Here is a 23,974-nt window from a genome sequence, read left to right as displayed (position 1 = left end):
GGCAGGGCGGTGGTGCGGTGGTGCCGGTGGTGCGGTGGTGCGGTCCTGCGTCAGCCGCCGAGCAGTCCGGTCTCCGGCTGCGCGAAGGCCGCCTCCTGGGCTGCCTCGTAGTCCGCCCAGGCCTGGGCGTCCCAGATCTCCATCCGGTCGCCGACGCCGAGGATCACCACGTCCTTGACCAGTCCCGCGTACTCGCGCATCCGGGCCGGGATGCTGATCCGGCCCTGCGCGTCGGGGCGCTGCTCATCGGTGTTGGCCAGGAGGTAGCGCTGGAAGGCGCGTGCGCCCTGGTCGGTCACCGACGCGGTGATCGCCGGCTCCGCGAACCGCTGGAAGCCGTCGGGGGTGAAGACGTACAGGCAGTGGTCCTGCCCCCGGCTCACGGCGACACCGGGGGCGAACGCATCGCGGTACTTGGCCGGCAGGGTGACCCGGCCCTTGTCGTCCAGCCGAGGGGTGTAGGTGCCGACGAATCGATCGGTCAGCACGCACCTCCCCCGGTCCGGACCTCCGCCGGGAGCCGCCGAGTTCCGTGGCGAGTGGTGTCGTCACGGAGCCCTCCTCCCGATCGGTTGGCCACACTTTACCCCACCGTCCCCCACTCTCTGCCCCTTTCCTCCGCGCGTCGTCCCGGCGGGCCATTTCCCCAGCTGGGCCGCCTTCGCGGCGCTGGCGACGAACGCTCCGCGCCCCCGAGCCGCCCAGGCCGTCGAGCCCGTCCCCAGGCTCGTGAGCTGCGATGACGTCGGCGGCGTCCCGGAGCGCGGGCACGGGGCGGTGAAGCGGTGGGGCGAAGTGGGGGGCGGCGCCCGGACGGTGTCCGCGGCGTCCTGCATCGTCACCGGCACCGTCGCGACCACCGTCGCCAGCACCGCCCCGCAGGCTGCGTCGGGACGTCTGCGCGCACCGTGCGCCACTCAGGTCCCACCCGTGCACCGCGGCCGGGCGCCCGGCGGTGGTGACGTCGATCGACCACCGCGCGGTCGCGCTGCCGGGTGGCTCGGAGACCCGGTGCCCGACGCGGACGGCTGGCAGACTTGTGAGGCGGGGCCGGACACGGGGGCCTCCGCGGATCCCCGACGTCCGCCACCTGCCGCAGGTCCGGCCGGACATCGCTCGACGGACCGGAGAACGCCACAGTGGCTCAGCACCTCGACATGGATCGACCCCTGCCCCACGGAGTCGACCTGGCGAACGGGTCCCCGCACCCGACCCCCCAGCTCGGCGTCGATGCCGTGGCCGGCATCGGCGGGCGCATCGCGGCGACGGTCGGCCAGGTCGTGCTGGGCAAGGCGGACGTCGTGCGGCTGGCCGTCGTGGCCCTGCTGACCGAGGGACACCTGCTCATCGAGGACGTGCCCGGCACCGGGAAGACCTCCCTGGCCAAGGCGCTGGCCAGGGCCGTCGACGTGCCGGTGTCCCGGGTGCAGTTCACCCCGGACCTGATGCCCAGCGACGTCACCGGTGCCAGCATCTTCGACCGCCAGAAGAGCACCTTCGAGTTCCGGCCCGGCCCGGTGTTCGCCAACGTGGTCGTCGCCGACGAGATCAACCGGGCTTCGCCCAAGACGCAGTCGGCGCTACTGGAGTGCATGGAGGAGCGGCAGGTGACGGTGGACGGGACCACGTACCCGCTCCGCCGCCCGTTCCTGGTGCTGGCCACGCAGAACCCGGTCGAGATGGAGGGCACCTACCCCCTGCCCGAGGCGCAGCGCGACCGGTTCCTGGCGCGGACGTCGATCGGGTACCCGGACCCCGCCACCGAGGTGGCCATGCTGGCCGGGCGGGAGCTGGTCGACCCGCTCGACCGGATCGTCCCGGTGGCCGACGCCGCCACCGTGGCCGCGCTGATCGACGCCGTCGCCCGCGTGCACCTGGCTCCCGAGCTGCGGCAGTACGTCGTGGACATCGTCGGCGGCACCCGCACCATGCCCGAGGTGCGGCTGGGCGCCTCGCCCCGCGCCGTGCTGCACCTGGCGCGCGCCGCCAAGGCCGCTGCCGCGCTCGACGGACGCGCGTTCGTGCTGCCGGACGACGTGCAGCGGCTGGCCGGGCCGGTGCTCGCCCACCGCCTCTTGCTGACGGTCGAGGCGCACGCGGCGCACCGGTCCGGCGAGGACGTCGTGCGGGCGGTGCTCGGCCGCTTCCGGGTCCCCCGGGGTGCCCGTGGCTGACCGCACCACCGGCCGCCGCGCCGTCGCCCGCGGGCTCACCACCCGGGGCCGCTGCCTGCTCGCCGGCGGTGTCGCCGCCGGCATCTGCGCCGTCGTGCTGGACGAGCGCGACCTGCTCCGGGTCGCGCTGCTCGCCTGCGCGCTGCCGGTCGTCGCCGTCCTGGTCACGGCGCTGCGGCCGGTCAAGGTGAGCGCGCAGCACCAAGTGCTGCCGGACCGGCTGCGGCCGGGCACCGCCGGGCAGGTCACCCTCGTGCTGACCAACGACGGCGCCACCCGCACGCCGTCGCTGGAGCTGGTCGAGCAGCCGGTGCCCGGTCTGACCGCCGGCACCCGGGCGCTGCTCCCCGCCGTCCGGCCCCGCGAGCAGGTGGCCGTCAGCTATCCGCTCACCGCCACTCGCCGCGGCCGGCTCACCCTCGGCCCGCCCCTGGTGCGCGTGTACGACCCGTTCGACCTGTGGGAGGACCACCGGTCCCTGACGTCCCGGAGGGAGGTCCTGGTGGTCCCGACCGTGGTGCCGCTCACCGGCATGCCGCGCAGCTCCGGGACCCGGTCGGCCGCGTCGGGCCGCGCCCGGGTCGGCACGGTCGGCGGGGATCCCGACGTCGGCGTCCGCCCGTACCGCACCGGCGACGACATCCGAACCATCCACTGGCGCGCCTCCGCCCGCCAGGAGGACCTCGTCGTCCGGCTGGAGGAGCCGGTGTCGCACGGCGGCGCGACCGTGCTGCTGGACCACCGGGCCGCGGCGCACCGCGGCGTCGACACCGGGTCGAGCCTGGAGACGGCCGTCGTGCTCGCCGCGTCCGTCTCCCTGCACCTGCTGGCCGCCGACCACCAGCTGCGGCTGGTGTCGCACCGCGGGTCCGTCCTGGCGCAGGGCCACGACGTCGCCGACGACGTGCTCGCCGGTCTCGCCGACCTGTCCGCGGACCCCTCGGCCGCGCTGCAGCCCGGCGGCGTCGGCCGGTCCGGGCTCGTGGTCGCCGTCGTCGCCGACATGACGGCGGCCGACGCGGTGCTGCTGGCCTCCTCCCGTCCCCGGTCGGCCGAGGGCATCGCCCTGGTGCTGGCGGCCGACGACTGGGCCTCCCCCACCCCGCAGCCACCGGTCGACCTGGCGCCGCCCACGGCGGCCCGCGTCCTGGGCTCGGCGGGCTGGCGGGTCGTCACCGTCCGCCGCGGCGACGACCTGGCCGCCGCCTGGCGGCGGGCCTGCGCCGTCGGCACCGAGTACGTCGCAGCAGGAGGTCGCCGGTGAGCGCGCCGACCCTCGACCGGAGAGTGCCGCCGGACCCGGGGCTCGGCGGTCCTGCCGGCCGTCCCCCGGCCGGACCCCGTCCGGCGCCGCAGCCGCGACGGGGTGACAGCGTGCCCGTCGCCGCCTCGCTGGTGGGCGCCGTCGCGCTGCTCGCCGGGACGACCGCGCTGCCCACCGTCCTGGACGGCACCAGCTGGGTGCTGCCGCTGGTCGAGGTCGTGCTGGTCGTCGTGCTGATCGGCCTGGGCTGCCGGATGATCCGCACGCCCCCGGTGGTCACCGTGCTCGCCCAGCTCGTCGCCATGGCCATCGCGCTGACGTCGCTGTTCACCGCGTCCGGGATCGGCGGCGTGCTGCCGTCCGTGTCGGCGTACCATGAGGCGCAGACCCTGCTGTCGGGCGCGTGGGAGCAGATCCGGACGACGGTGCCACCGGCCCCGTCCACGCCGGAGCTGGCATTCCTGATCGCGCTGTCGGTGGGGCTGGCGGCCCTGATCGTCGACTTCCTGGTGGCCGAGGCCAAGGCGCCGGCCCTGGTGGCCCTGCCGCTGCTCTGCCTGTACTCCGTGCCGGCCGCGATCGCCGGGCAGATGCTGCCCTGGTACAGCTTCGTCGCGCCCGCCGCGGCGTACCTGGTGCTGCTCGCGGTGGCCGGTCACCCGGGACGCCGGTCCGACGTGCGCGCCGGGGTCGGGCTGGCCGGGCGCGGCGTGGTCATCGGCGCGCTCGCCGTGGTGGTGGCGCTGGCCCTCGCCGACGCCGTCACCGGGGTGGGCACCGAGGGCCGGCTGCCGCGCAGCGACGTCCAGGCGAGCACCGTCGGGCTGTCGCCGTTCACCACGCTGCACGGCACGCTGCTGCGCGGCGACCCCAAGGACGTGCTGCGGGTCAGCGGTCTCAAACAGCCCGACTACCTGCGGACGGTGGCCCTGACCACCTGGACGCCGGGTCAGGGTTGGTCCCTGGGCGACCTGCGGTCGGACGCCAGCGACATCAACGGCTCGCTGCCGGGCAGCCAGGACACCATCGACGACGCGACGGTCACCGTGACGTCGTACCCGGCGTTCCGGGACCGCTTCCTCCCGCTGTACGGCGGCACGGACGCGATCACCGGCCTCGGCAAGGCCTGGGACTACGACGTCGCGCTGGGGACGGCGCACCGCACCGACCCGGTCAACCCGGGGACGTACCGGCTGCAGGTCCGCACCCAGCGGCCGACCGACGCCGAGCTCGAGCAGGACACCGTCACCCCCGGCGGCGCGCTGACCGAGACCGGACGCCTGTCCCCCTCGGTCAGCAAGCTGGCCCAGGACGTGACGGCGTCGGCGAGCACGGCGTTCGACAAGGCGCTGGCGTTGCAGCAGTACTTCACCGACCCGTCGAACGGGTTCACCTACTCGCTCACCGTGCCCACCGGCGACAGCGGCGACGCCCTGGTCGATTTCCTGAACAACAAGCAGGGCTACTGCGAGCAGTACGCGACGGCGATGGCCGTCATGCTGCGGGCGCTGGGCATCCCGACGCGGGTGGGTATCGGCTTCACCCAGGGCAAGCAGCAGCCGGACGGCTCCTACCTGATCGACAGCAACGACGCCCACGCGTGGGTCGAGGTCGCGTTCGACACCAACGGCTGGGTGCGGTTCGACCCGACGCCGCTGACCAACGGGCAGGGCGGCGAGCAGGGCTTCTCCCCGAAGGCCGCGGGGACGGCGTCGAGCAGCAGCGCGGCGCCGACCGAGGACACCGAGACCTCCTCGACCGGCCGGACGGCGAACCCGGACGGCGAGCGCACCAGGACGGCACCGTCGACGCAGGCCAGCGCGCAGGGCGTCGCCGACGCCGCCGATCCCGGGTCGTCCACCGGCTGGCGCGTCGTGCTCTGGACCCTGGCGGTCATCGTGGTGGTCGGCGCCCTGCTGGGCGCCCCGACCTGGCTGCGGTCCGCCCGGCGACGCCGGCGGCTCGAGCTGGCTGCCGGTCACGGGCCGGGAGCGGCCGCCGCGGCATGGGCGGAGATCGAGGACGTGGCCACCGACCACGGCATCCTGGCGCAACCGACGGAGTCCGCGCGGGTGGTGGCCAACCGCCTCGCCCGGCGCGCCCACCTGGACGACCACGGTCGCGGCCTGCTGCGCGCCGCGGTGCAGGCGGTGGAGACCGAGTGGTACGGCAGCGCGGACGGCTCCGGGCAGGGCCCGGGTGGCGGCAGCGCGGACGGCCCGGACGGTGCTGCCGCCGGCCTTTCCGGCGGCGCTGCCGGCGGCCCTGCCCGCGGTGGCCGACCGGCGGGCGGGGCAGACGCGACCGCGGCCGGCGCTGTCGACGCCGGTGCCAAAGGTGTCCGCCGGGTGGCCGAGGGAGGCACCGCGGTGGCGACCCGACCGGCCGAACTGGTCGGTGCGGTGCGCGCGGTGACCGAGGGCCTGGCCCGGCAGGAGCCGCTGCGCCCGCTGGACCGCTGGTTCCCCCGGTCGCTGCGCCGGAGCTGACCCGGGATCGGGCGGGGACGCGGGGCACGCCCGCTTGCGTCCCGGCTCGTCCGCGGGCCCGGCGTTGCTCCGCGGCTGTTCCTGCGCAGGTGACCGCCACCGTCGGGCTGTCGACCGGTATCCGGGACGGGCCGTTCTCGACGAGGGCCACGGGTGGGTGACCGCCGGCGCCACGCAACGAGGACCACCGGCCGACGGGTCGGCTCCGGTCGGCCCGGTCGCCGGCTGGTCGCGGCCCGGTCCGGGGCTCCGGCTCACGTCGCGGCAGGGCCGTCCGGAACGCCAGTTCCGGAAGGCATCGGGTCGACCGTCGGCGCGCGCCGCTCGGACCGTCCTCGGCGGTGGACTCGCGCGACGCTGCGCGGTCGTTGCTGCGGACGTGGCGGGCGGGCGACAGAGCGAGTCGGGAGGTGGCCGGACAGTGCGCGGGCTGCCTTGCTCATGCATTGGCGGGACAGGGCCGCGGCCGGACGGTCGGGCCAGGCTCTGACGGCACCAGATACGGTCCCGGGGCCGCACCGCGGATAGCGGCTCGTTGCTGGAACTCGGGCGGGCGTGGTGAGGACCGGTCCCGGCGGCCGAGGTGCTGTCGGCGCGTAGCAGAGTGCTGACCGGGGCGACGACACCGGGCGCCCGGGTGCGGACGGCCTGGTCCGGCGCCGAGCGACTCCTGCCCGGGTGGTCGGACCGGGACGTCCCCGCTACGACCGGCGGATCGGTGCGGCCGGCGTCAGCTCTGCTCGTCGAAGCGGCGGCGGAAGCGCTCTTCCATCCGCTCCGACAGCGACGACGAGGTCCGGGTGTTCTCGGTCGAGGTGGTCTTGGCGGCCCGGCTGCCGGGCTGGCCGAACATGAACAGGGCCACCGACCCCACCATGACGAAGAAGCCGAGGACGCTCACCACGACGCCGAGAGCCAGCACGGACTGGGTGGCGATCACGCCGACGACCAGCATCAACAGCCCGATGACGAAGGCGACCCCGGCCAGGATGGGCCGGCGCCGGCGCAACCGGCCGACGTTGACGCTCGTCGCAAACTTCGGGTCGTCCTGGTACAGCGCCCGTTCAATTTCCTCGAGCATTCGCTGCTCGTGCTCGGAGAGCGGCATCGGACCTCCTCCGGCACCGGACCAACTGTGGTCACGTAGGGACGCCGATCGGCGCCTTCGACACCAGGATACGAGCACGGGGCGGCTTGTTCTAGCGGACCGGGTCTCTCTTTGGGGGTGACTCGCGATCGGGCCGCGGACCCCCGCTGACCAGCGACGCCGGGCGCACGGCGGTCGGCCCGAAGCGCTCGCTGACGCGGTCCATCACCGATTCGGCGACCCGCCACTCCGGCGGTCCCTCCGGGGCGCCGAACTGCAGTTGTTCGGTCACCTCCGCGGTCGGCACCAGTCCCTCGAGCCGGACGCCGAGCAGGCGCACCCGGCGCCCGGCCCAGCCCAGCCGGTCCAGCAGCTGCTCGGCGGTGCGGTGCACGGTCCGGCTCGTGTCGGTGGCTGTGTCCAAGGTCACAGCGCGGGTGACCGTCGACCAGTCGGAGTAGCGCACCTTGAGCACGACGACCCGGCCGCTGACGCCGGCCTGGCGGGCACGCCGCCCGGTGCGTTCGGCCAGGGCGAGCAGCTCACGGCTCATCCGCGTCCGGCTGGCAATGTCCGTCTCGAAGGTGGACTCGGCCCCGATGGAGCCTTCGGCCACGTCGGGTTCGACAGCGCGAGGGTCGATGCCCCGGGCCAACTCGTGCGCCTTGGCGCCCGCGGCCGGCCCGAGCGCCCTGGCCAGCAGGGCCGGATCCGTGTCGGCCACCTCGCCGACCGTTCGGATGCCCAGCGACTCGAGCACCGCCGCGGACTTGGGCCCGACGCCCCATAGCGCCCGGACGGGCAACGGTCCGAGCAGCGCCCGGACGTCGGCCGGCGGCACGACGAGCAGCCCGTCGGGCTTGGCGAGCCCGGACGCGAGCTTGGCGACGAACTTGGTCGCTGAGGCTCCGACGGTGGCGGTCAGCCCCAGCTCGTCGGCGATGCGGCGCCGCAGGTCGCGGGCGATCGCCCCGGGCCGGCCGGCGAGCCGGCGGGCGCCGGTGACGTCGAGGAACGCCTCGTCGATCGACACCGGCTCGACGACCGGCGTCACGTCGTGGAAGAGCCGCATCACGTCCCGCGACGCGGCGCGGTAGGCGTCGTGGTCCGGAGCGACCACGACGACGTCCGGGCACAGCAGCCGGGCGCGGGAGGTGGGCATGGCCGAGCGGATGCCGTACCGGCGGGCCTCGTAGGTCGCCGACAGCACCACTCCCCGCTGGCTCGGCCCGGCGACCATCATCGGGCGGCCGCGCAGCTCGGGCTGCCGGCGGAGCTCGACCGAGGCGAAGAACGCATCCATGTCGACGTGCAGCACGGTGCACGCGGTGTCGTCGACGGCGTCCGGGTCGGCGGTGACGTGCCGGCGGGGGCCCGGCGTCTGGCCCATCGGCTCAGCCGGCCGGGCCGGCCAGCACGTGCAGGTCGGTGCCGATCTCCAGGAGCGGCCGGTGCTCGCCGAGCAGCATCTCCAGCTCGGCCAGTGCGTCGTCGTCGGGTGCGGAGCCGGACCGGGCGCAGGCGTGGACCAGCCCGGACGCGACACCGACGCCGGTGATCCGGCGGACCGTCAAGCCGGCCGCGGCCACCAGCTCGGAGACCTCGTCCGCGCCGAACCGCCGGCGCAGCGGGTCGTCGGCTCCCCAGCGTCCGGCCGGGTCGGTGAGCACGGCGGCGGCGGATGCGTACCGGCCCACCATCGCCTGCGCGAGCACGGCCGCGAACCGGCCGGCGACGAGCATGGACACCGTCCCTCCCGGCGCCAGGGTCGCCGCGACGCCGGCGAGCGCCCGTGCCGGGTCGTCCAGCTCCTCGAGGACGTGGTGGCACAGCGCCAGGTCGACGGTCCCGGCCGCCACCACGTCGCCGACCCCGTCCGCGTCCGCCTGCACCGACTCGACCCGGTCGGCGACGCCGGCGTCGACCGCCCGGCGGCGCAGGATGGCCAGGGCGTCGATCGAGGTGTCGATGACGGTGACCCGGCAGCCGGACAGCGCCAGGGGCACGGCCACCGTGCCGCTGCCGCCGCCGACGTCCAGGACGTGCAGGCCCGGCCGGGCTGCGACGAGGTCGGCGAGCACCCGCCAGACGGGGTCGGCGCCCCACCGGCTGCTGATGTCCACGCTGTCCCCTCTCCGCACGATGCCTCGGATTGTGCCCGCTGTGACCGTGCCCCGGCCGTCCGCCGCACGGTACGGCGGCCGGTGCCCGGTGTGCAGCGCACGAGTCGACCGGTGTGCCGCGGGCAGCTCGGCCGGTACCGGGACGAGTTCCTCGAAGGGATCGGGTGTCCCCGCGCGACGTGCATCGCGACCGGCACGGCGACGAGCCCTCCCGCACATCCGGTCGCCGCCGCCACGTCGCCGGACCCGCCGGCAGGGCGGCCGCGTCGGGGTCCGGCCTGTGTGGCCGGATGTGACGCAGGCGCACCCGGCCGGCGCGGCGCCGGTTCCCGGTCAGCGCCGCGGACGTCGGCTAGCGTGGCCCGGTGCTCGTCGCCTGCGTCCTCAGCCTCAAGGGCGGCGTCGGCAAGACGACGGTGACCGTCGGGCTCGCGTCGGCCGCGATCCACCGCGGGATCGAGACCGTGCTGGTGGACCTGGACCCGCAGGGCAATGCCACCGCCACCGTCGACGTCACCCCGTCGGCGATCGGTGTCGCCTCGGTGCTGGCCGATCCGCGGCGGTCGGTGGTGCGCAAGGCCTTGGTGACCTCCCCGTGGAGCGAGCACCTGCGGGTGCTGCCGGGCAGCGAGCAGACCGAGGCCCACAACGACCCCGATCCCGGCAACAAGAGGTTGGCGCGGCTGGCCGAGGGGCTCGAGAAGCTCGACCCACTGCCGAATCTGGTCCTCGTCGACTGCCCGCCCTCGCTCGGCCAGCTCACCCGAAGCGCGCTGGTGGCCGCCGACCGCGCCGTGCTGGTCACCGAACCGTCGCTGTACGCCGTCACCGGCGTGCAACGGGCACTGGAGGCGGTGCAGCGGGAACGCACCGGGCGCGGCCGGCTGCAGCCGTTGGGAGTGGTGGTGAACCGCGTGCGACCCCGGGCCGCCGAGCACGAGTTCCGTCTGGCCGAACTCCGCGAGCTGTTCGGGCCCTTGGTGCTCAACCCGGTGCTCCCCGACCGGAGCGCCGTGCAGCAGGCCGAGGGCGCCGCCGTCCCGATCCACCGCTGGCCGACGCCGGGCGCCAAGGAGGTGGCGGGCATGTTCGACACCTTGCTCGACCGGCTGCTCCGCACCGGCGCCAAGGCAGGCAAGCGACCCCCCGTGGCCGCCGCCACCCCGGCCTGACCCCGGCGCGACCCCGGCGCATCACCCGCCGTCGCCCGCCGGCACACCTTCCGGGCCTACCGGTCAGCTGATCGCAGCCTCCACCAGGTCCAGGAAGGCCCCGGTCTGGCGCACCATGTCGTCCGCCTCGCGGATCGAGATGGACCGGCCGATCCCGGCCTGCGCGGCCTGCCGCTTCGCCGAGCCGCTGGCGAAGAAAGCAGCCCACTCGGAGAGCTCCGGCGCCACCCCGACCAGCAGGTCCCACGCGCTGGCGCGGCGTCCCCGGCGCGGGCGGGCCCGGGCAGCCAGGACGGCGGCGGCACCACGCAGCGCTGCCAGGTGTGCCGTCGCATACCGGTCGGCCGGCTCGGTGGCCCGGATGGCCGCACCCAGCCCGCGTCCGGCATCGGCCAGCAGATCCCGGGCCGCCTGTGGCACCGGTCCACGGCGCACGGCGGTCGCCGACCGGGCGGGGCCGGCGACCGAGCCGGTGAGCGTGAGCTGCCCCGTCCGGTCGACCGCGGAAGCCCGCCGGCCCCGGGACACCGTCTGCCGGCCGGCGGGCCGGGCCGCTCGCCGCTCGTCCATCGCCACGACCACCACGACAGCCTCCCCGCGTCTTCGAACTTGTGTTCGATACTACCCACTGTTGTCCGCAGGCGCCAGGATCCGTTCCGGGACGCGACCCGCGGGATCCCGACCACCCGTCTGCTGTCGTGCAACGCCGTGATGGGATGAGTTCATGTCGTCGGGCGAACCGCGATCCGCTGTCGGTGCCAGGCCCGCGGTGACGCTGCAGCGTCTCCGGCCGGCCGACTTCCGGGCGCGGCTGCCCGAGCTGGTCGAGCTGTACCTGGCCGCCATGCGGTATCCGGACGGCATCCAGTCGGCGCGCGTCGCGCTCTGGGACGAGCACAGCCGCCGGGACGGGTTCGCGTCGGTGGTGGCGGTGGACGCGGCCGGGGCGGCGCACGCCGTCGGCTACGGGTACACCGGTCGCCCGGGGCAGTGGTGGTACACCGAGGTCGGCCGCGGACTCGGCGAGCAGGGCCGGGGCTGGCTGGCCGACTTCTTCGAGCTCACCGAGCTGCACGTGCGGCCGGACAGCCAGGGCGCCGGGTTGGGCCAGGCGGTGTTGACCGCCCTGCTCAGCGACCGGAGCGAGGCCGCCGTGCTGCTGTCGACCCCGGAGGGCACCAACCGGGCGTGGCGGCTGTACCGCCGGATGGGTTTCGGGGATCTGCTGCGCGACTACCGGTTCACCGGCGACCCGCGGCCGTTCGGCGTGCTGGGGCGGACCCTGCCGCTCGACGCGGCCGGCACCCAGCACTGACGGGCCGGTGCGCCGGCCGACCGGCGGGTGTGCCCGCACGCGCCGGAGCGGCCGTGACTGCGCCCTCCGCCGCGGCGGCTACAGCCGGCCGAGCGCGGCGGCGAGCGGGTCGAGGCCCATGCCGCCGAGCCGCAGGGCGCGGGTGTGGAAGTCCTTGAGGTCGAACGCGGAGCCGTGCCGGCGGCGCGCGTCCTCACGACCGGTGAGCCAGACCCGCTCCCCCACCTTGTAGCTGGGCGCCTGGCCCGGCCAGCCGAGGTAGCGGTCCACCTCGTCGCGGACGTGCGCCGGGTCCGTCAGGGTCCGGGTGAGCAGGAACTCCAGGCCGAGCGCCGGCGTCCAGCGCTCGCCCTCGTGGAAGCCGGTGCCCGCAGGGATCGGCAGTTCCAGGTGCATCCCGATGTCCACGACGACGCGCGCCGCGCGGAACAGCTGCGAATCGAGCAGCCCGAGCAGACGCCCGTCGTCCTCGAGGTAGCCGAGCTCGCGCACCAGCCGCTCGGCGTACAGCGCCCAGCCCTCGGCGTGCCCGGACGTGCCGGCGAGCAGCCGCTGGAAGTCCGTGAGCCCGCGCTCGTGCACCGCCGTGGCCACCTGCAGGTGGTGGCCGGGCACGCCCTCGTGGTAGACGATCGTCGCCTCCCGCCACGTCGGGAAGGTCGTCCGGCCGGGTTCGACCGACCACCACATCCGGCCGGGGCGGGAGAAGTCGTCACTGGGACCGGTGTAGTACGCCCCGACCCCGCCGCCCGGCGGTGCGATCCGGCATTCCAGGGTCCGGATGGGCTCGGGGATTTCGAAGTGGGAACGACCGAGCTCGTCGATCGCCTGGTCGGACAGCTGCTGCATCCACGCGGCGAGCCCGTCGGTGCCCTCGACCCGGTAGGACGGGTCCGCGTCGAGCACCTCGGCCGCCCGCACCGGCCCCTCGCCGGAGGTGATCCGGTGAGCGACCTCGGTGAGTTCCCGCTCCAGCGATAGGAACTCGTCCCACCCCCACCGGTAGGTCTCCTCGAGATTGACCGTGGCGCCGAGGAACTCGCGGGAGGCCAGCACGTAGCGCTCGCGGCCGACCGCGTCGCGCTCCGGGGCGACGCCGCGCAATTCGCGGACGAGGAACACGGCCAGGTCGGCGTAGGCGGCGGCGGCGGCGTCCGCACCGGATCGCAGCCGCTCGCCGAGCGTCCCCTCCTGGCCCATCCCGGCGACCAGTTCGGTGAAGAAGCCGCCGCCGTCCCGTCCGGCGAAGACGCGGCACTGCTCCGCCGCCTTGTCGATCTGCCGGACCGCGGACACCTGGCCGCGATCGGCAGCGAGAGCCAGTGACGTCCGGTAGCCGGCCAGGGCCGCGGGGACGGCGGTGAGGCGGGCCGCAATGGCCTCGCGGTCCTCGGCCGTGTCGGTCGGCATCAGGTCGAAGATCTGCCGGACGAGCTGGACCGGCGACTCGATCACGTTGAGGGTGGCGTGCGCCCACCCGGACTCGTACCGGTCGATCTCCACCTCGAGACGCTCGACGGCGACGGCCCGGGCGACCTCGTCCCGCTCGTCGACCGCGACGGCGTCCTGGAACCGGCGACGCGCGTCGACGGCGATCTGGTGGTTGCGCTCCAGCCCCGCGGGCGACAGGTCGTCGAGCACGTGGTCGTGACCGCGCACGCCCACGTAGGTGGCGAGGATCGGGCTCGCCGCCGCCATGTCCGCGACCAGCTGATCGGAGATGGCGGTGATCTCGGTCGACGTCGACGGGGAACCCATGGGCCGACCGTACCGCCGGGAGCCGGCGTGACCGGGAGCCGATCCCCACGCTCCCTCGCGTTCCGCGCGGTCAGCGGCGGCGGCCGCCGCCCGTCTCGTCCCGGCGCACCCTGCGGCGGGCCAGCATCGACACCAGCCGCTCGATCACCCTCATCAGCGCACCCATGACATCTCCTCAGCTCGGGGCCCGGCGGTACCAGCGGCGACGGACGCGGCCGGCAGCAATGTCGTCGGCAGGCCACCGGGTGGTCCACCTCCAGCCTGCCATCGCCGGCGTCGCGCGTCGCCGTGGGGCGGCCGGTCGGCACGACCCGACAGACGTGCCGGCCCCGCGACGCAGCGCTCGGCCGGCTGGCGGACGGATAGCGGTGCGGCGTGTCGGACCGTTCGCTGCGACAGCGACGACGCTGGGTGCCTGCCCGGGACGGTGGGGACGCCGGTCAGGAAGCGGCGGGGTACGAGGGGACGTACAGGCCCTGGGCATGAGCCCGCACGGCGGCGAGCGTCCGGGTCGGCGCGTCGAGCTTGACCAGGATGTGCTCGAGGTGGGTGGCCACGGTCCGCGGCGTCACCACCAGGGCATGTGCGATCTGTTGGTTGGACCGCCCTTCGATCACCAACCCGAGTACGACCAGTTCACGGGGCGTCAGGCCGTGCACGTCCATCGCCCGGCTCAGCACGACGGCGCCCATGAGGCCCGCCGGGGTGTCCCCGGACGCGGCCAGGACAGTCACCCGGACATGGCTGTCGGGCGCCTGGCGATCCCTGGACGGCCACAGGAAGGAGGCGAAGACCTGACCGTCGGCCAGGTACGCCCGCGCCACTTCGGTGACCGGCGAGCCGTCGACCAGGAGCTCGTCCTGCCGGAGTCCCGGGAGCAGGCAGTGGCTCCCGTCACGACAGAGCGCCGCACCGGCGGTCGCGCCGTTCAGCAGTCGGGCGGAGATGGCCAGGGACCGCAGGGGGTCGATGGCGCGGGCGAGGACGGGCGTCAGGTCCTGCAGTACTTGCCGGCTGGCCGGCGACGGGGGCCGGGCGGAGCTGGAGAGCAGCGTCAGGAAGCCGACGTGGCGACGGTCGGAGGTGTACAGCGCCACCGCGAGGGCCTGCTGGAAACCGGCGGGGACCAGGCACTCGGCCCAGGTGACCAACTCCGCGGCGGGGAACGGCAGGTCGGACGGACTGAGCGGAGGCCCGGGACGGTTCGTCCGCGTCCTGTCGATGTCGTCCGCCATCGTCGGCCCGCCGAGGAAACGGTCGGTCACCTCGTCGAGGGCGATCGATGCCAGGGACCGGTACCCGGTGCCGAGCGGTTCGGTCAGCGCCATCCAGGCGGCGTCGAACGGCGTCAGACGACCCAGCCGGTCCAGCATCTCCTCGGCCCGCTCACGCAACGTCCCCGCCGAGGCTGCGATCTCGGCCAGTTCAAGGGCACGCACATCGCCCATCGAGGCTCCCGGTGCAGGGGCGCAGCGGAACTGGTCGTCTGTTCGCCGTCGCTGACCCCGCGCTGGGGATGGTAGACCCCGGACGGGGCGTCCTGCCGTGTGGAGGCCGACGAGTGGAGCGGGCAGTCCTTCGACCCGGCACCGGGAATGGTCGTCGTCGCTGCCCGGGTCACGGCTTGAGAACCACCTTCTCGCACCGGTCCTGCTTGTGCTTGAAGATGTCGTAGCCGCGCGGGGCCTCGACGAGCGGCAATCGGTGGGTGATCACCCGGGTGGGGTCGAGCTGACCTGCCTCGATCCGTTCGAGCAGCGGGCGCATGTACCGCTGGACGTGGCACTGTCCGGTCTTCAAGGTCACCGACCGGTTCATCCACGAGCCGGCCGGAAACTTGTCGACGAAGCCTCCGTAGACGCCGATGACCGAGACGATGCCCCCACTGCGGCAGGAGGTGATCGCCTGTCGCAGCGCGTGCGGCCGGTCGGTCTCGGACCGGACGGCCTGCTTGACGCGGTCGTAGAGCTCGACGTGAGCCGCGCCGTGGGTCGCCTCGAGACCGACCGCGTCGATGCACTTGTCCGGGCCGCGGCCGCCGGTCAGCTCCAGCAGCGCCGACCGGACGTCCGTGTCGGAGAAGTCGATCGTGCGGTAGCCCTGGGACGCGGCCATCTCCAGCCGGTACGGGACGTCGTCGATGGCGATCACCATGGCCGCACCCAGCACCCGGGCGCTGTCCATCGCGAACTGACCCACCGGCCCGGCACCCCACACCGCCACCACGTCGCCGTCGGTGATCTCGCACATGTCCGCACCCATGTAGCCGGTGGGCAGGATGTCGGAGAGGAACAGCACCTGCTCGTCGGTGAGGTCGGACTCGATCTTCAACGGGTTGACGTCGGCGAGCACCACGCGGGCGTACTCGGCCTGCCCGCCGGCGAAGCCGCCGGTCAGGTGCGAGTAGCCGTAGATGCCGGCCACCGGGTGGCCGAACATCTTCTCCGCGACGCCGGCGTTGGGGTTGGTGTTCTCGCAGCAGGACCAGAGTTCGTTCCGGCAGGCGGAACAGGCGCCGCAGCCGATCGGGAACGGGACCACCACGCGGTCGCCGACCCGCAGCTTGTCCCGATCGACGCCCGGGCCGACCTCGACCACCTCCCCCATGAACTCGTGCCCGAGGACGTCGCCCTTCTGCATCGTCGGCACGTAGCCGTCGAGCAGGTGCAGGTCGGAGCCGCAGATGGCCGTCGAGCTGATCCTCACGATCGCGTCCCGGCTGTTCAGGATCGTGGGATCCGGGACGTCGGTGACCTCGACGGTGTTCGGGCTGATCCAGCAGTTCGCCTTCACGCCAGGACCTCCTTGCGTTCGTCGTCGTCGAGCGGGCGGGCGGGATGCTGCGGGAATTCCTTGCGGGCCCGCTTGCCGTGGGGCGCGCCGTCGCTGCGCACGACCTCGCCGACCTCGAAGACCTGCTTGAACCGGCGCAGGTCGTCGTCGAGCTGTTGGGCGGGCTCCTCGCCGAAGTACTTGGTCACCGCCTTGCCGACGGCACCACCGGGGAGGTCGTAGGTCAGGGTGACGTGCAGTTCCGTGCCGCGTCCCCCGGGCGCGGGCACGAAGCGCACCTCGCCCGAGTTCGGGACGTCGGCACCGTCCAGTGACCGCCAGGCAATGCGCTCCCCCGGTACGTCCTGGGTCGTCTCGGCGTCCCACTCGACGTCGCGACCGAAGGGGGCGGCCGCGCGCCAGTGGCTCCGGCGTTCACCGGTCATGCGGACGTCCTCGAGGTGCGCCATGAAGGTCGGCAGCCGATCGAGCCGGCTCCAGAACCGGTAGACCTCGTCCGGGGTCCCGGTCACCGTGGTGGTCGATCTCAGTTCCATCGACGTCCTCCTCGTCGTACGGGTGACTGCTGCGTACAGGTCGGTCAGCGTGATGGCGACGGTGGCGGCGGTACCGGCAACCGTGCGGGACAGGCCGCGGCCGTCGTGGTCGTGCAGCGCCCGCACCAGCAAGCTCAGGTCCATGGCGTCGCCGCCGACCCTGGCCCACAGCCACGCCGGGTGCGGCAGACCCAGCAGCCCGCCCGCGACGCCCAGCTCCCGGATCCCGACCAGGGTGCTGGTCAGGCGGTGACGGGGCGCGTCGCCCACTCCCAGGTTCCGGGCGAACCTTGCGGGTGCGAGGAGTTGCACGACTCCCAGTGCCGCACTGACCCAGCCGAGACCGCGGGTCACAGGATCGTGCCGGAGCGAGGAGTCGGCCCGCGGGTGCACCGTGACGGTGCCGTTGATCATCCGTGCCTCCTCCACTGCGGCCGTTCCACGTGAGCCAACAGGCGCCCGACGCCCGCCACCATCGGCAGAACGACCGATTCCGCAGCGGCGCGCCGAGGAGCAGCGTGGGGCGGTGGCCGGAGCCGTCGTCCGACCGGTCCGTCGCGCCGCGCTCGGCCGGCGCGCTCCTCACCGTTCCGCCAGGAGGCACACCGTGAAAGCTGTCGTGTACGAGGGCCCGCGTCGGGTGAGTGTGCAGGAGGTGCCGGATGCCCGGGTCGAGCGGCCGACGGATGTGTTGGTGCGGATCACGACCACGAACATCTGCGGCTCGGATCTGCACATGTACGAGGGTCGGACCGATTTCGAGCCAGGTCGGTGGTTCGGGCACGAGAACATGGGCGAGGTCGTCGAGGTCGGCGACGGCGTGGACAAGGTGCAGGTCGGCGACCGGGTCGTGCTGCCGTTCAACGTGGCCTGCGGACACTGCAAGAACTGCGAGCGCGGACTGACCAACTACTGCCTGACCGCTCAACCGGAACCGCACATGGCAGGCGCCGCTTACGGTTTCGCCGACATGGGTCCCTGGCCCGGCGGGCAGGCCGAGCTGCTGCGGGTGCCGTGGGGCGATTTCAACTGCCTGCGCCTGGGTGAGGACGCCGACGAGCGGGCCAGCGACTACGTGATGCTGGCCGACATCTTCCCCACCGGCTACCACGCCACCGAGCTGGCCGGCGTCTCACCCGGCGACCAGACCGTCATCTACGGCGCCGGACCCGTCGGGCTGATGGCCGCCCTGTCTGCCACCCTCCGCGGCGCCGGCAAGGTGATGGTCGTCGACCGGCACCCCGACCGGCTCCGGCTGGCCGAATCCATCGGCGCCATCGCCATCGACGACTCCAAGGTCGACCCCGTCCAGGCCGTCCTCGACCAGACCATGGGCCTGGGCGCCGACAACGGCTGCGAGTGCGTCGGCTACCAGGCGCACGACCCCGACGGCAACGAACACCCCAACGACACCCTCAACAAGCTGGTGAACTCAGTGCGGTTCACCGGGCGGATCGGCGCGATCGGCGTGTTCGTGCCCCAGGACCCCGGCGCCTCCGACGAACTCGCCCGCAACGGCCAGGTTGCCTTCGACTTCGGCATGTTCTGGTTCAAGGGCCAGCACATCGGCAGCGGCCAGGCACCGATCAAGCGGTACAACCGACAGCTGCGCGACCTCATCGCCGCCGGCAGAGCCGAACCGTCCTTCATCGTCAGCCACGAGCTGCCCCTCGACCAGGCACCGGAGGCCTACCAGCACTTCGACGCCCGCGACGACGGCTGGACCAAGGTCGTCCTCAAGCCGGCGATGGCCGGTGCCTGACGTGGCCGGCGGGCTGACGTGGCCGGCGGGCTGACGTGGCCGGCGGGCTGACCGGGCCGGCGAACTGACATGGCCGGCGGGCTGACGTGGCCGGCGGGCTGACCGGGCGACAGGCCGCACTCCTGGCCGCCGACCGGGTGCAGCGGAGGGCGCGGGTGGAGCGGGTGCAGCCGCGCCGCGCGCTCGACGGGGTCGGGACCGGGACGCCGTTCTTCTCGATCCACCCGGGCCACATCTCGCCTGATGACCCGGATCCGGAGGGCGCCGACACCTGCGCCGTCGACGGCTCGATCGACGTGTCGCCGGTCGACGTCGACGCGGTGGTGCTGCCGGGCTGCACGGTCGACACCGGCCGGCCGCGCGGGAAGCCCGCCGTGGTGCGCTCCGTGCGCGACCTCGTCGCCCGGAAGCCGGTCGCTTCAATGTGTCACGGACGGCGGACCCCGATGGGAGCCGACCCGGTCCGCGAGGGCCGGCTGATGTCCTGGCCCGGCGGCCGCACGGGCCTGGTCACCACGGGCGCAGTCGTCGGGATACCGCGCCCGGGCCGGCATCCGGCCGTCAGCGGCGGCAGTGGCCGTCGCCCGGTGTGCACCACCGGGTCGGGGCCGGCCGCAGGTGGGACGCTACGACCCAGCTGCCGGCGCCCTTCTCCGCCGCGGCCGGCGACAGCGGCGGGTTGCGGGTCGGCGGGATCGAGCGGCATCCGCGGCAGGACGGGTCGGGCTGCCGACCCGCGGTGGCCACGGCCGTGATCTCGCGACGGCCGACGCTGGAGCACCGCTGGCGGGCCAACAGTCTGTGGCTGGTCCCGATGGCCTGTATCGCCGCCGGCGCCGTGGCGGCAGCCGTCCTGCTCGTCGTGGACGGCGCGGTGGGCTACGACCTGCTCCCGACCTCGGTGCTCGGGACGCCGACCGCGGTACAGACCGTCCTGAGCACCGCGGCGTCGGCGATGCTCACCCTCACGACCATCGTGCTGACCGTGATGACGCTCGGCGTCCAGCTGGCGATGCAGCAGTTCTCCCCCCGCATCGTCCGTGCGCTGCTGGCCGACCGGCGCAGCCAGTTGGCGCACGGCTTGTTCGCCGCGACATTCCTGTTCTGCATGGTCACCGTCGCGAAGGTCGACGACCAGGCGGACCCCGGCCACCAGGTTCCGACCGTGACGGTCGCGGCCGCATACCTGCTGCTGCTCGCCAGCCTGGTCGCGCTGGTCCGGTACGTGCATGTCGCGGGCCAGTCGCTCCGGGTCGCCGGGCTCATCGACCTGGTGGGGGACAATCTGCGCGCGGAGATCGACCGACTGTTCGCGGTCGAGCACCCGGTGCTCCAGGACAGCGCGACGGTGGTGTCCGGGGATGCGGGGGTGGTCGTCGTCGTGGACTCCGCCGCTCTGGTGGATGCGGCCAGGCGCGGGGACGACTGCTTCGAGATGCTGGTGAGGATGGGAGACTTCGTGCCTCGCGACGCCCCGCTCCTCCGCAGCCGGAAGGGCACCGCGCCCGATCGGCGCCTGGTGCGCCGCGCAGTCCTGCTGGACAACGAGCGCAGCCACATCGGTGACGCGTCCTACGGGCTCCGAAAGCTCGTCGACATCGCCGAGCGCGGCATCGCTTCCAGTCCGTACGACGACCCGGTCACTGCCGTGCAGGCCATCGATCGGCTGCACGACGCACTGCGACAGCTGTGCGTGCGACGGCTGCCGGACGGGCTCCACCACGATGCGGACGGTGTGCTGCGGCTCGTCACCCGCGAGGTGGCATGGCACGGCTACGTCGCGATCGCGTTCGACGAGCTCGTCGAGCTGTCGAAATCGTCGCCACTCGTCGCGCGCCGCCTGCTTGCCGCGCTCGACGACCTCGTCGCCGTCGCGCCGGCGGAGCGCCGCGCACCACTGGAGCGGCAGCGTGCCCGGCTGCTCGACCGCGTCGATGACGAGGCGATCCGGCTCGTTCCGGATGTCCAGGGCCTGGGCGCAGGCACGGACGTCACCGTCGACCGGTGACGCCATCGTCGTGACGAGCAGGGTCCGTCCGCGTCCGCGTCCGACGGACGAGCATCCGTCGCCGCCGGACCGTCTGCGGCCGAGCCCCGCCACACGAGGCCCCTCCCCGCCTCGGCGGGGACACGTCGAGGCCGCCGGATCTCCGGGCCACTGCGGTGATGGTGGCCACCGGGGAGTGCCACCGGTGAGCGGTCCGGTGACATCCCTCGGCGTCGACCTCAGCTGGCAACGGTCATCCGAATGTCCGTCCGAGAACTAACCGGACACGACTTGCAGACTTGCTGGGCTCGCCTCAGTCGCCGACGGCACTCTGGTGAACTTAGTGAATCGGCCGAAGGACGAGGAAGCGCTGCGCCTCGGGTGGGCCGAGGCGCTCGCGGGGCTGTCCCGGGTAGCCGCCACGCTCAGCACGCCACTCCGGGACATCCACTCCGCCGACGTTCCGGAACCGCCCGCCGCCCTTGACGCTGCGAAGGAGGCGGAGTCATCACCGCGTCGGGTCCGATCCTCTCCCGGCGCTTCGGGCCTCGCCAGCAGGCCGTCTTGGCGCTCGGTGGATTCGACAGCGTCCACGGACTCTCCGCATCTGAGGTGGCGCGGTCACTGGGGCTCCGGCAGCAGAACGCGCACAACACCTCGGCCGGACCGGAAGGCCACGGCCAGCTCGAGCGCGTTCCTGACGAACGACCTATCCGCTGGCGTCGAGCGCAGCCGTGAGCCAGGTGAGCGCGCCACTGCCCGGTACCCCGGTCACTACTACGGAACTTGTGGGCCTCGGCTTCGTACCGTTCGAGCTTGCGTTCTAGCTGTACTTGGTCATGACGTTGGTGACGGTGGTCGGCGGGGCTGACGGCGCCACGTGGGCGAAGCTCCACGCACGTGGCGCCGGCGAGCGACTTTGCCGACGACGTCAGACAGGACCGCCACTGGGCGCGGTTGACGGAGCCGGGCCGGGGCTCGGCGGCAGGGTCAGCTGTCCTGCCGAGGTCAGCCGCCAGCGGACGAACCAGTTCGGGACGACGCGCCGCAGCCCAAAGCGCCACTTGATCGCCGAGTGGAGCCGGTCCAGTCCCGGACTCAGGTCACCCGGCCCGAACGGCGCCACGATCATCTCGGCCGCCGAGGTCACCGGACCCGAACGCCACGCCTCAGCGATAGCCGGCCCGATCCGCGACCGGAGGGCCTCGATGGCCCTTCCGAGTTCCTCACCAACTGCCGGGCTCTCCGCCCCGACCCACGCGCGGTGCCGCGAGACGCTTTCCTGGAGGTCACTCCCCAGGCCGGCCAGCCGGCTCAGCGTCTCCGGCGCGTCATCGACCCGGCGACGGACCCGGTACGGGTACTCCGCCCACGCGACGAGGGATTCGATGGCAGCCGCGTACTGGTCACGCCGCGCCGTGGCCAAGCCGCGCAGGCCGGTCAGGAAGGCGGTCAGCAGCCCGGCGACAACGCTCGAGCCGAGGACCGCCGTCACGACGGTCACCGTGAGCGCACCGGAGGAGGACCCGGAGGCGAGGACCAGCGCGCTCATGCCGCCCACCGTGCCCAGTCCCGCGCGAGAGCTCGCATCTGCGGGGTGCACACCGGATGCGCGCCGCCCTGCGGCGCGGAGCCGTGCGGCGTGTCCTCGCACGGCCAGCTACCGGTGCGCCGCCACACCTCCTCGAACACCAGGTGCCTGCGCACGATGGTGAGGTACTCGGCCAGCCCGTCGGACGGCAGCCATCGCAGCGCCGGGTCGTCCTTGTCGTAGAACAAGCACAGGCTGCGGCTCGGCGCGGGGTTGCGGTGCTTAAACTGCCGCCCGCGCCCGGACAGCACGTAGGCGAAGGTGCGCTCGTCAGGGAGCACCACGACACGGACCCGTTCGGGCTGGTAGCCCTCGGCCCGCAACGCCTCCTGCGGCTCCATCGTCAGCTCGAGGATGGCGGCTCCATAGGGGGTCGCGCGCCCGGTGGCGGCGCGCACGCCGAACACGATGCCGTCGTGTTCGATGTTGCGCGCCGCCGTGCCAGGTTCGGCGAGCACCGCGCTCAGCGGGTACGCCATGCCCGCACCGGGCGGCCGCCGCCGGCCCCGTGGACCGACGAGGTGACCCGGCCGGTCGAGGTGACGGTCCCGCCGGATGCCATGGCCGCGATCATGTCCGCGGCGCTCTGCCCGGCGGGCGCGTCCGGGAAGTCCTCGCCGAGCAGTGCCGACCAGGTCGCGATCGCATCCGTGAACTGCCCGTCCCGCTCCAGGCGCAGCGCCTCCTCGGCCCTGCGTGCGGCGACGTCCAACGCGTAAGCCCACGCAGCTCGCTGCTGCGGCGTCCACTTCGCCGACAGGTCATCGACGCCGGTCGGGTCGAGCACCTGGCCGGCAACGGCCGTGGCCGCGTACCGCAGGGTGGCGGCCACCGCCCGTAAGTGCGGCATCTTCTGCGTGACGGCGGCGTAGGTCAGCGACTCGGTCGCCAAGCCGCAGAGCCCATCCAGCCGGTCGTCCTGCGCGACTGCCTCCTTGACCATTCGCACCTGGTGGATGAACCGCCCATCGGTGGCCTGGTTCCGCTCCGCGACGACACGGACCAGCTGGCGGATGTTCGACGGCTCCCACAGGCCTTCGTGGCGGTTGGCGATGTCGACCCAATTAGGGTCGCCCGTGTCGAACGCGGCGACCAGGTCGATGGTAAAGTCGACGTCGTCGAAACACAGCTGGAGCGCCTTGCCGGCTTGCGCGGTCTGATCGAAGCTCATCTTCGCCCCGTAGCGGCGACGCAAGGGTTCCTTGAAAAGCTCGTGGACGGTGCGCGCCCCGCTCGCAGTCCTCCAGCGCGGCTCCATCTCCGCGGGCAGCACGACGACGATGTCGACGTCCTTGAGCGGCTTGCGCATCGTCTTGCGGGCGAAGCTGCCCTGGAGAAACGTGCTGGCCGCGAGACGCGCATCGGCGAGCACCGACGCCACGTCGCGATGTCGGTGCTCAGCGCGGGCTCTGTCGGCGGGATTGAGGCTGATGTTGCTGTTGAACGTCTCGAACGCGGACGCGACGCTCTTGGGTGCTGCGGTCACGGCAGTGACCCTTTCTGTGAGGTGGGGCAGGCCGAGAACACGACCTGGGGCACGGCGAACCTCGCGCGGCATGACGGCACGCGAGTGACTCGGACGACCGTGGGGACCGCCAGCCTGCGGCGCAGGTCCTGGCCGGCGGTCCCGACGGCGACGACGGAGGAGCTAGCGGCTCTTCCGGGACGGCGTCTGCGACAGCGCGCTGCCGGCCGCCGACCGCTGCGCTTTCGTCGCGGTTGGCGACGACAGCGTGCGGGCGGCGTTCGACGCAGCTCGTGCCCCGGTCTGGTCCCGGGTACCCGTCTGCGCGAGCACGCTCGCTGCGGCCGACTTCGCCGCCGGCGACGCCGAGCCGCTGCTTAGCACAGCGCTAGCTGTACTGCCCAGGGAGGTTGGTTGAGGTTGTGTAGCGACACGGTGTGATCTGCGGGGTTGGGGAA

At 73.5% G+C, this 23,974-nt stretch carries 20 protein-coding genes; 8 read left to right on the top strand and 12 right to left on the bottom strand.

The window, feature by feature from the left end; translation table 11 throughout:
- Positions 1 to 50: 50 nt before the first annotated feature.
- Complete coding sequence (gene mraZ, locus IEY37_RS16840; protein WP_188943763.1) at positions 51 to 485, bottom strand: division/cell wall cluster transcriptional repressor MraZ; 435 nt, start codon at positions 483 to 485, stop codon at positions 51 to 53.
- A 672-nt stretch (positions 486 to 1,157) separates the two neighbouring features.
- Here mraZ and IEY37_RS16835 point away from each other — a divergent pair.
- From IEY37_RS16835 to IEY37_RS16825, 3 genes are all read left to right on the top strand, one after another.
- Entirely contained in the window at positions 1,158 to 2,174 is a 1,017-nt protein-coding gene (locus IEY37_RS16835) for an AAA family ATPase (RefSeq protein ID WP_188943649.1), read from the top strand.
- Complete coding sequence (locus tag IEY37_RS16830) at positions 2,167 to 3,438, top strand: DUF58 domain-containing protein (RefSeq protein ID WP_188943647.1); 1,272 nt, start codon at positions 2,167 to 2,169, stop codon at positions 3,436 to 3,438. Before IEY37_RS16835 ends, IEY37_RS16830 begins: the two co-directional genes overlap by 8 nt.
- 110 nt (positions 3,439 to 3,548) lie before the next feature.
- On the top strand, positions 3,549 to 5,927 hold the full coding sequence (locus tag IEY37_RS16825; RefSeq protein ID WP_188943645.1) for a transglutaminase TgpA family protein: 2,379 nt from the start codon (positions 3,549 to 3,551) through the stop codon (positions 5,925 to 5,927).
- 730 nt (positions 5,928 to 6,657) lie between these two features.
- On the opposite strand, the gene IEY37_RS16820 is transcribed toward IEY37_RS16825, so the two are convergent.
- The 3 genes from IEY37_RS16820 to IEY37_RS16810 form a co-directional block, all read right to left on the bottom strand.
- Positions 6,658 to 7,035, bottom strand: coding sequence for an SCO2097 family morphological protein (locus IEY37_RS16820; protein ID WP_188943643.1), 378 nt, complete (start codon positions 7,033 to 7,035; stop codon positions 6,658 to 6,660).
- Between the two features lie 91 nt (positions 7,036 to 7,126).
- The gene (gene dinB, locus IEY37_RS16815) at positions 7,127 to 8,404 is read right to left on the bottom strand and encodes a DNA polymerase IV (RefSeq protein ID WP_188943641.1); all 1,278 of its coding nucleotides are present in this window, start codon (positions 8,402 to 8,404) and stop codon (positions 7,127 to 7,129) included.
- A 4-nt stretch (positions 8,405 to 8,408) separates the two neighbouring features.
- Positions 8,409 to 9,155, bottom strand: a complete 747-nt coding sequence (locus tag IEY37_RS16810; RefSeq protein ID WP_229674542.1) for a class I SAM-dependent methyltransferase — start codon at positions 9,153 to 9,155, stop codon at positions 8,409 to 8,411.
- 347 nt (positions 9,156 to 9,502) lie between these two features.
- Here IEY37_RS16810 and IEY37_RS16805 point away from each other — a divergent pair, with 347 nt between their 5' ends.
- On the top strand, positions 9,503 to 10,309 hold the full coding sequence (locus IEY37_RS16805) for a ParA family protein (protein ID WP_188943632.1): 807 nt from the start codon (positions 9,503 to 9,505) through the stop codon (positions 10,307 to 10,309).
- A 63-nt stretch (positions 10,310 to 10,372) separates the two neighbouring features.
- Here the strand turns inward: IEY37_RS16805 and IEY37_RS16800 are convergent, their stop codons facing one another.
- Positions 10,373 to 10,894, bottom strand: coding sequence for an SAV_6107 family HEPN domain-containing protein (locus tag IEY37_RS16800; protein WP_229674541.1), 522 nt, complete (start codon positions 10,892 to 10,894; stop codon positions 10,373 to 10,375).
- Between the two features lie 139 nt (positions 10,895 to 11,033).
- Between IEY37_RS16800 and IEY37_RS16795 the strand changes: the two genes are divergently transcribed.
- Complete coding sequence (locus tag IEY37_RS16795; RefSeq protein WP_188943630.1) at positions 11,034 to 11,624, top strand: GNAT family N-acetyltransferase; 591 nt, start codon at positions 11,034 to 11,036, stop codon at positions 11,622 to 11,624.
- Between the two features lie 78 nt (positions 11,625 to 11,702).
- On the opposite strand, the gene IEY37_RS16790 is transcribed toward IEY37_RS16795, so the two are convergent.
- The 4 genes from IEY37_RS16790 to IEY37_RS16775 all read right to left on the bottom strand — a co-directional run bounded on the left by IEY37_RS16790 (position 11,703) and on the right by IEY37_RS16775 (position 17,125).
- Positions 11,703 to 13,382: a DUF885 domain-containing protein gene (locus IEY37_RS16790; RefSeq protein ID WP_188943628.1), complete on the bottom strand. Its 1,680-nt coding sequence runs from the start codon at positions 13,380 to 13,382 to the stop codon at positions 11,703 to 11,705.
- A 440-nt stretch (positions 13,383 to 13,822) separates the two neighbouring features.
- Positions 13,823 to 14,830 (bottom strand): helix-turn-helix transcriptional regulator, encoded by a 1,008-nt coding sequence (locus IEY37_RS16785; protein WP_188943626.1) that lies wholly within the window; start codon positions 14,828 to 14,830, stop codon positions 13,823 to 13,825.
- Between the two features lie 169 nt (positions 14,831 to 14,999).
- Positions 15,000 to 16,175: a zinc-dependent alcohol dehydrogenase gene (locus tag IEY37_RS16780; RefSeq protein ID WP_188943624.1), complete on the bottom strand. Its 1,176-nt coding sequence runs from the start codon at positions 16,173 to 16,175 to the stop codon at positions 15,000 to 15,002.
- Positions 16,172 to 17,125: an SRPBCC family protein gene (locus tag IEY37_RS16775; RefSeq protein ID WP_188943622.1), complete on the bottom strand. Its 954-nt coding sequence runs from the start codon at positions 17,123 to 17,125 to the stop codon at positions 16,172 to 16,174. The genes IEY37_RS16780 and IEY37_RS16775 overlap by 4 nt, the downstream gene beginning before the upstream one ends.
- A 193-nt stretch (positions 17,126 to 17,318) precedes the next feature.
- Here IEY37_RS16775 and IEY37_RS16770 point away from each other — a divergent pair, with 193 nt between their 5' ends.
- The 3 genes from IEY37_RS16770 to IEY37_RS16760 all read left to right on the top strand — a co-directional run bounded on the left by IEY37_RS16770 (position 17,319) and on the right by IEY37_RS16760 (position 20,481).
- On the top strand, positions 17,319 to 18,473 hold the full coding sequence (locus IEY37_RS16770) for a glutathione-independent formaldehyde dehydrogenase (protein WP_188943620.1): 1,155 nt from the start codon (positions 17,319 to 17,321) through the stop codon (positions 18,471 to 18,473).
- 86 nt (positions 18,474 to 18,559) lie between these two features.
- Positions 18,560 to 19,228, top strand: coding sequence for a DJ-1/PfpI family protein (locus IEY37_RS22860; protein WP_373298374.1), 669 nt, complete (start codon positions 18,560 to 18,562; stop codon positions 19,226 to 19,228).
- Positions 19,213 to 20,481 (top strand): DUF2254 domain-containing protein, encoded by a 1,269-nt coding sequence (locus tag IEY37_RS16760; RefSeq protein WP_229674539.1) that lies wholly within the window; start codon positions 19,213 to 19,215, stop codon positions 20,479 to 20,481. Before IEY37_RS22860 ends, IEY37_RS16760 begins: the two co-directional genes overlap by 16 nt.
- A gap of 910 nt (positions 20,482 to 21,391) precedes the next feature.
- Here IEY37_RS16760 and IEY37_RS16755 read toward each other — a convergent pair.
- Genes IEY37_RS16755 through IEY37_RS16745 form a run of 3 tightly spaced genes read right to left on the bottom strand, consistent with a single transcriptional unit; the run spans position 21,392 to position 23,537 of the window.
- A complete protein-coding gene (locus IEY37_RS16755) occupies positions 21,392 to 21,964 on the bottom strand; it encodes a hypothetical protein (protein ID WP_188943616.1) in 573 nt (190 codons plus the stop codon).
- 44 nt (positions 21,965 to 22,008) lie between these two features.
- Positions 22,009 to 22,530, bottom strand: coding sequence for a hypothetical protein (locus IEY37_RS16750; RefSeq protein ID WP_188943799.1), 522 nt, complete (start codon positions 22,528 to 22,530; stop codon positions 22,009 to 22,011).
- Entirely contained in the window at positions 22,515 to 23,537 is a 1,023-nt protein-coding gene (locus tag IEY37_RS16745; protein WP_188943613.1) for a nucleotidyltransferase domain-containing protein, read from the bottom strand. The genes IEY37_RS16750 and IEY37_RS16745 overlap by 16 nt, the downstream gene beginning before the upstream one ends.
- Positions 23,538 to 23,974 lie beyond the last annotated feature (437 nt).

The organism is Nakamurella endophytica (assembly GCF_014646215.1).
Classification (GTDB): Bacteria; Actinomycetota; Actinomycetes; order Mycobacteriales; family Nakamurellaceae; genus Nakamurella; species Nakamurella endophytica.
Note: the sequence above shows the minus strand (reverse complement) of the source record. Positions and strands in the feature narration are given on the sequence as shown.

Coding starts and splice junctions, on each gene's coding strand:
- IEY37_RS16835 (WP_188943649.1), top strand. CDS start 1,158: ATGGATCGACCCCTGCCCCACGGAGTCGACCTGGCGAACGGGTCCCCG.
- IEY37_RS16820 (WP_188943643.1), bottom strand. CDS start 7,035: ATGCCGCTCTCCGAGCACGAGCAGCGAATGCTCGAGGAAATTGAACGG.
- dinB (WP_188943641.1), bottom strand. CDS start 8,404: ATGGGCCAGACGCCGGGCCCCCGCCGGCACGTCACCGCCGACCCGGAC.
- IEY37_RS16795 (WP_188943630.1), top strand. CDS start 11,034: ATGTCGTCGGGCGAACCGCGATCCGCTGTCGGTGCCAGGCCCGCGGTG.
- IEY37_RS16790 (WP_188943628.1), bottom strand. CDS start 13,382: ATGGGTTCCCCGTCGACGTCGACCGAGATCACCGCCATCTCCGATCAG.
- IEY37_RS16785 (WP_188943626.1), bottom strand. CDS start 14,830: ATGGGCGATGTGCGTGCCCTTGAACTGGCCGAGATCGCAGCCTCGGCG.
- IEY37_RS16775 (WP_188943622.1), bottom strand. CDS start 17,125: ATGATCAACGGCACCGTCACGGTGCACCCGCGGGCCGACTCCTCGCTC.
- IEY37_RS16750 (WP_188943799.1), bottom strand. CDS start 22,530: ATGGCGTACCCGCTGAGCGCGGTGCTCGCCGAACCTGGCACGGCGGCG.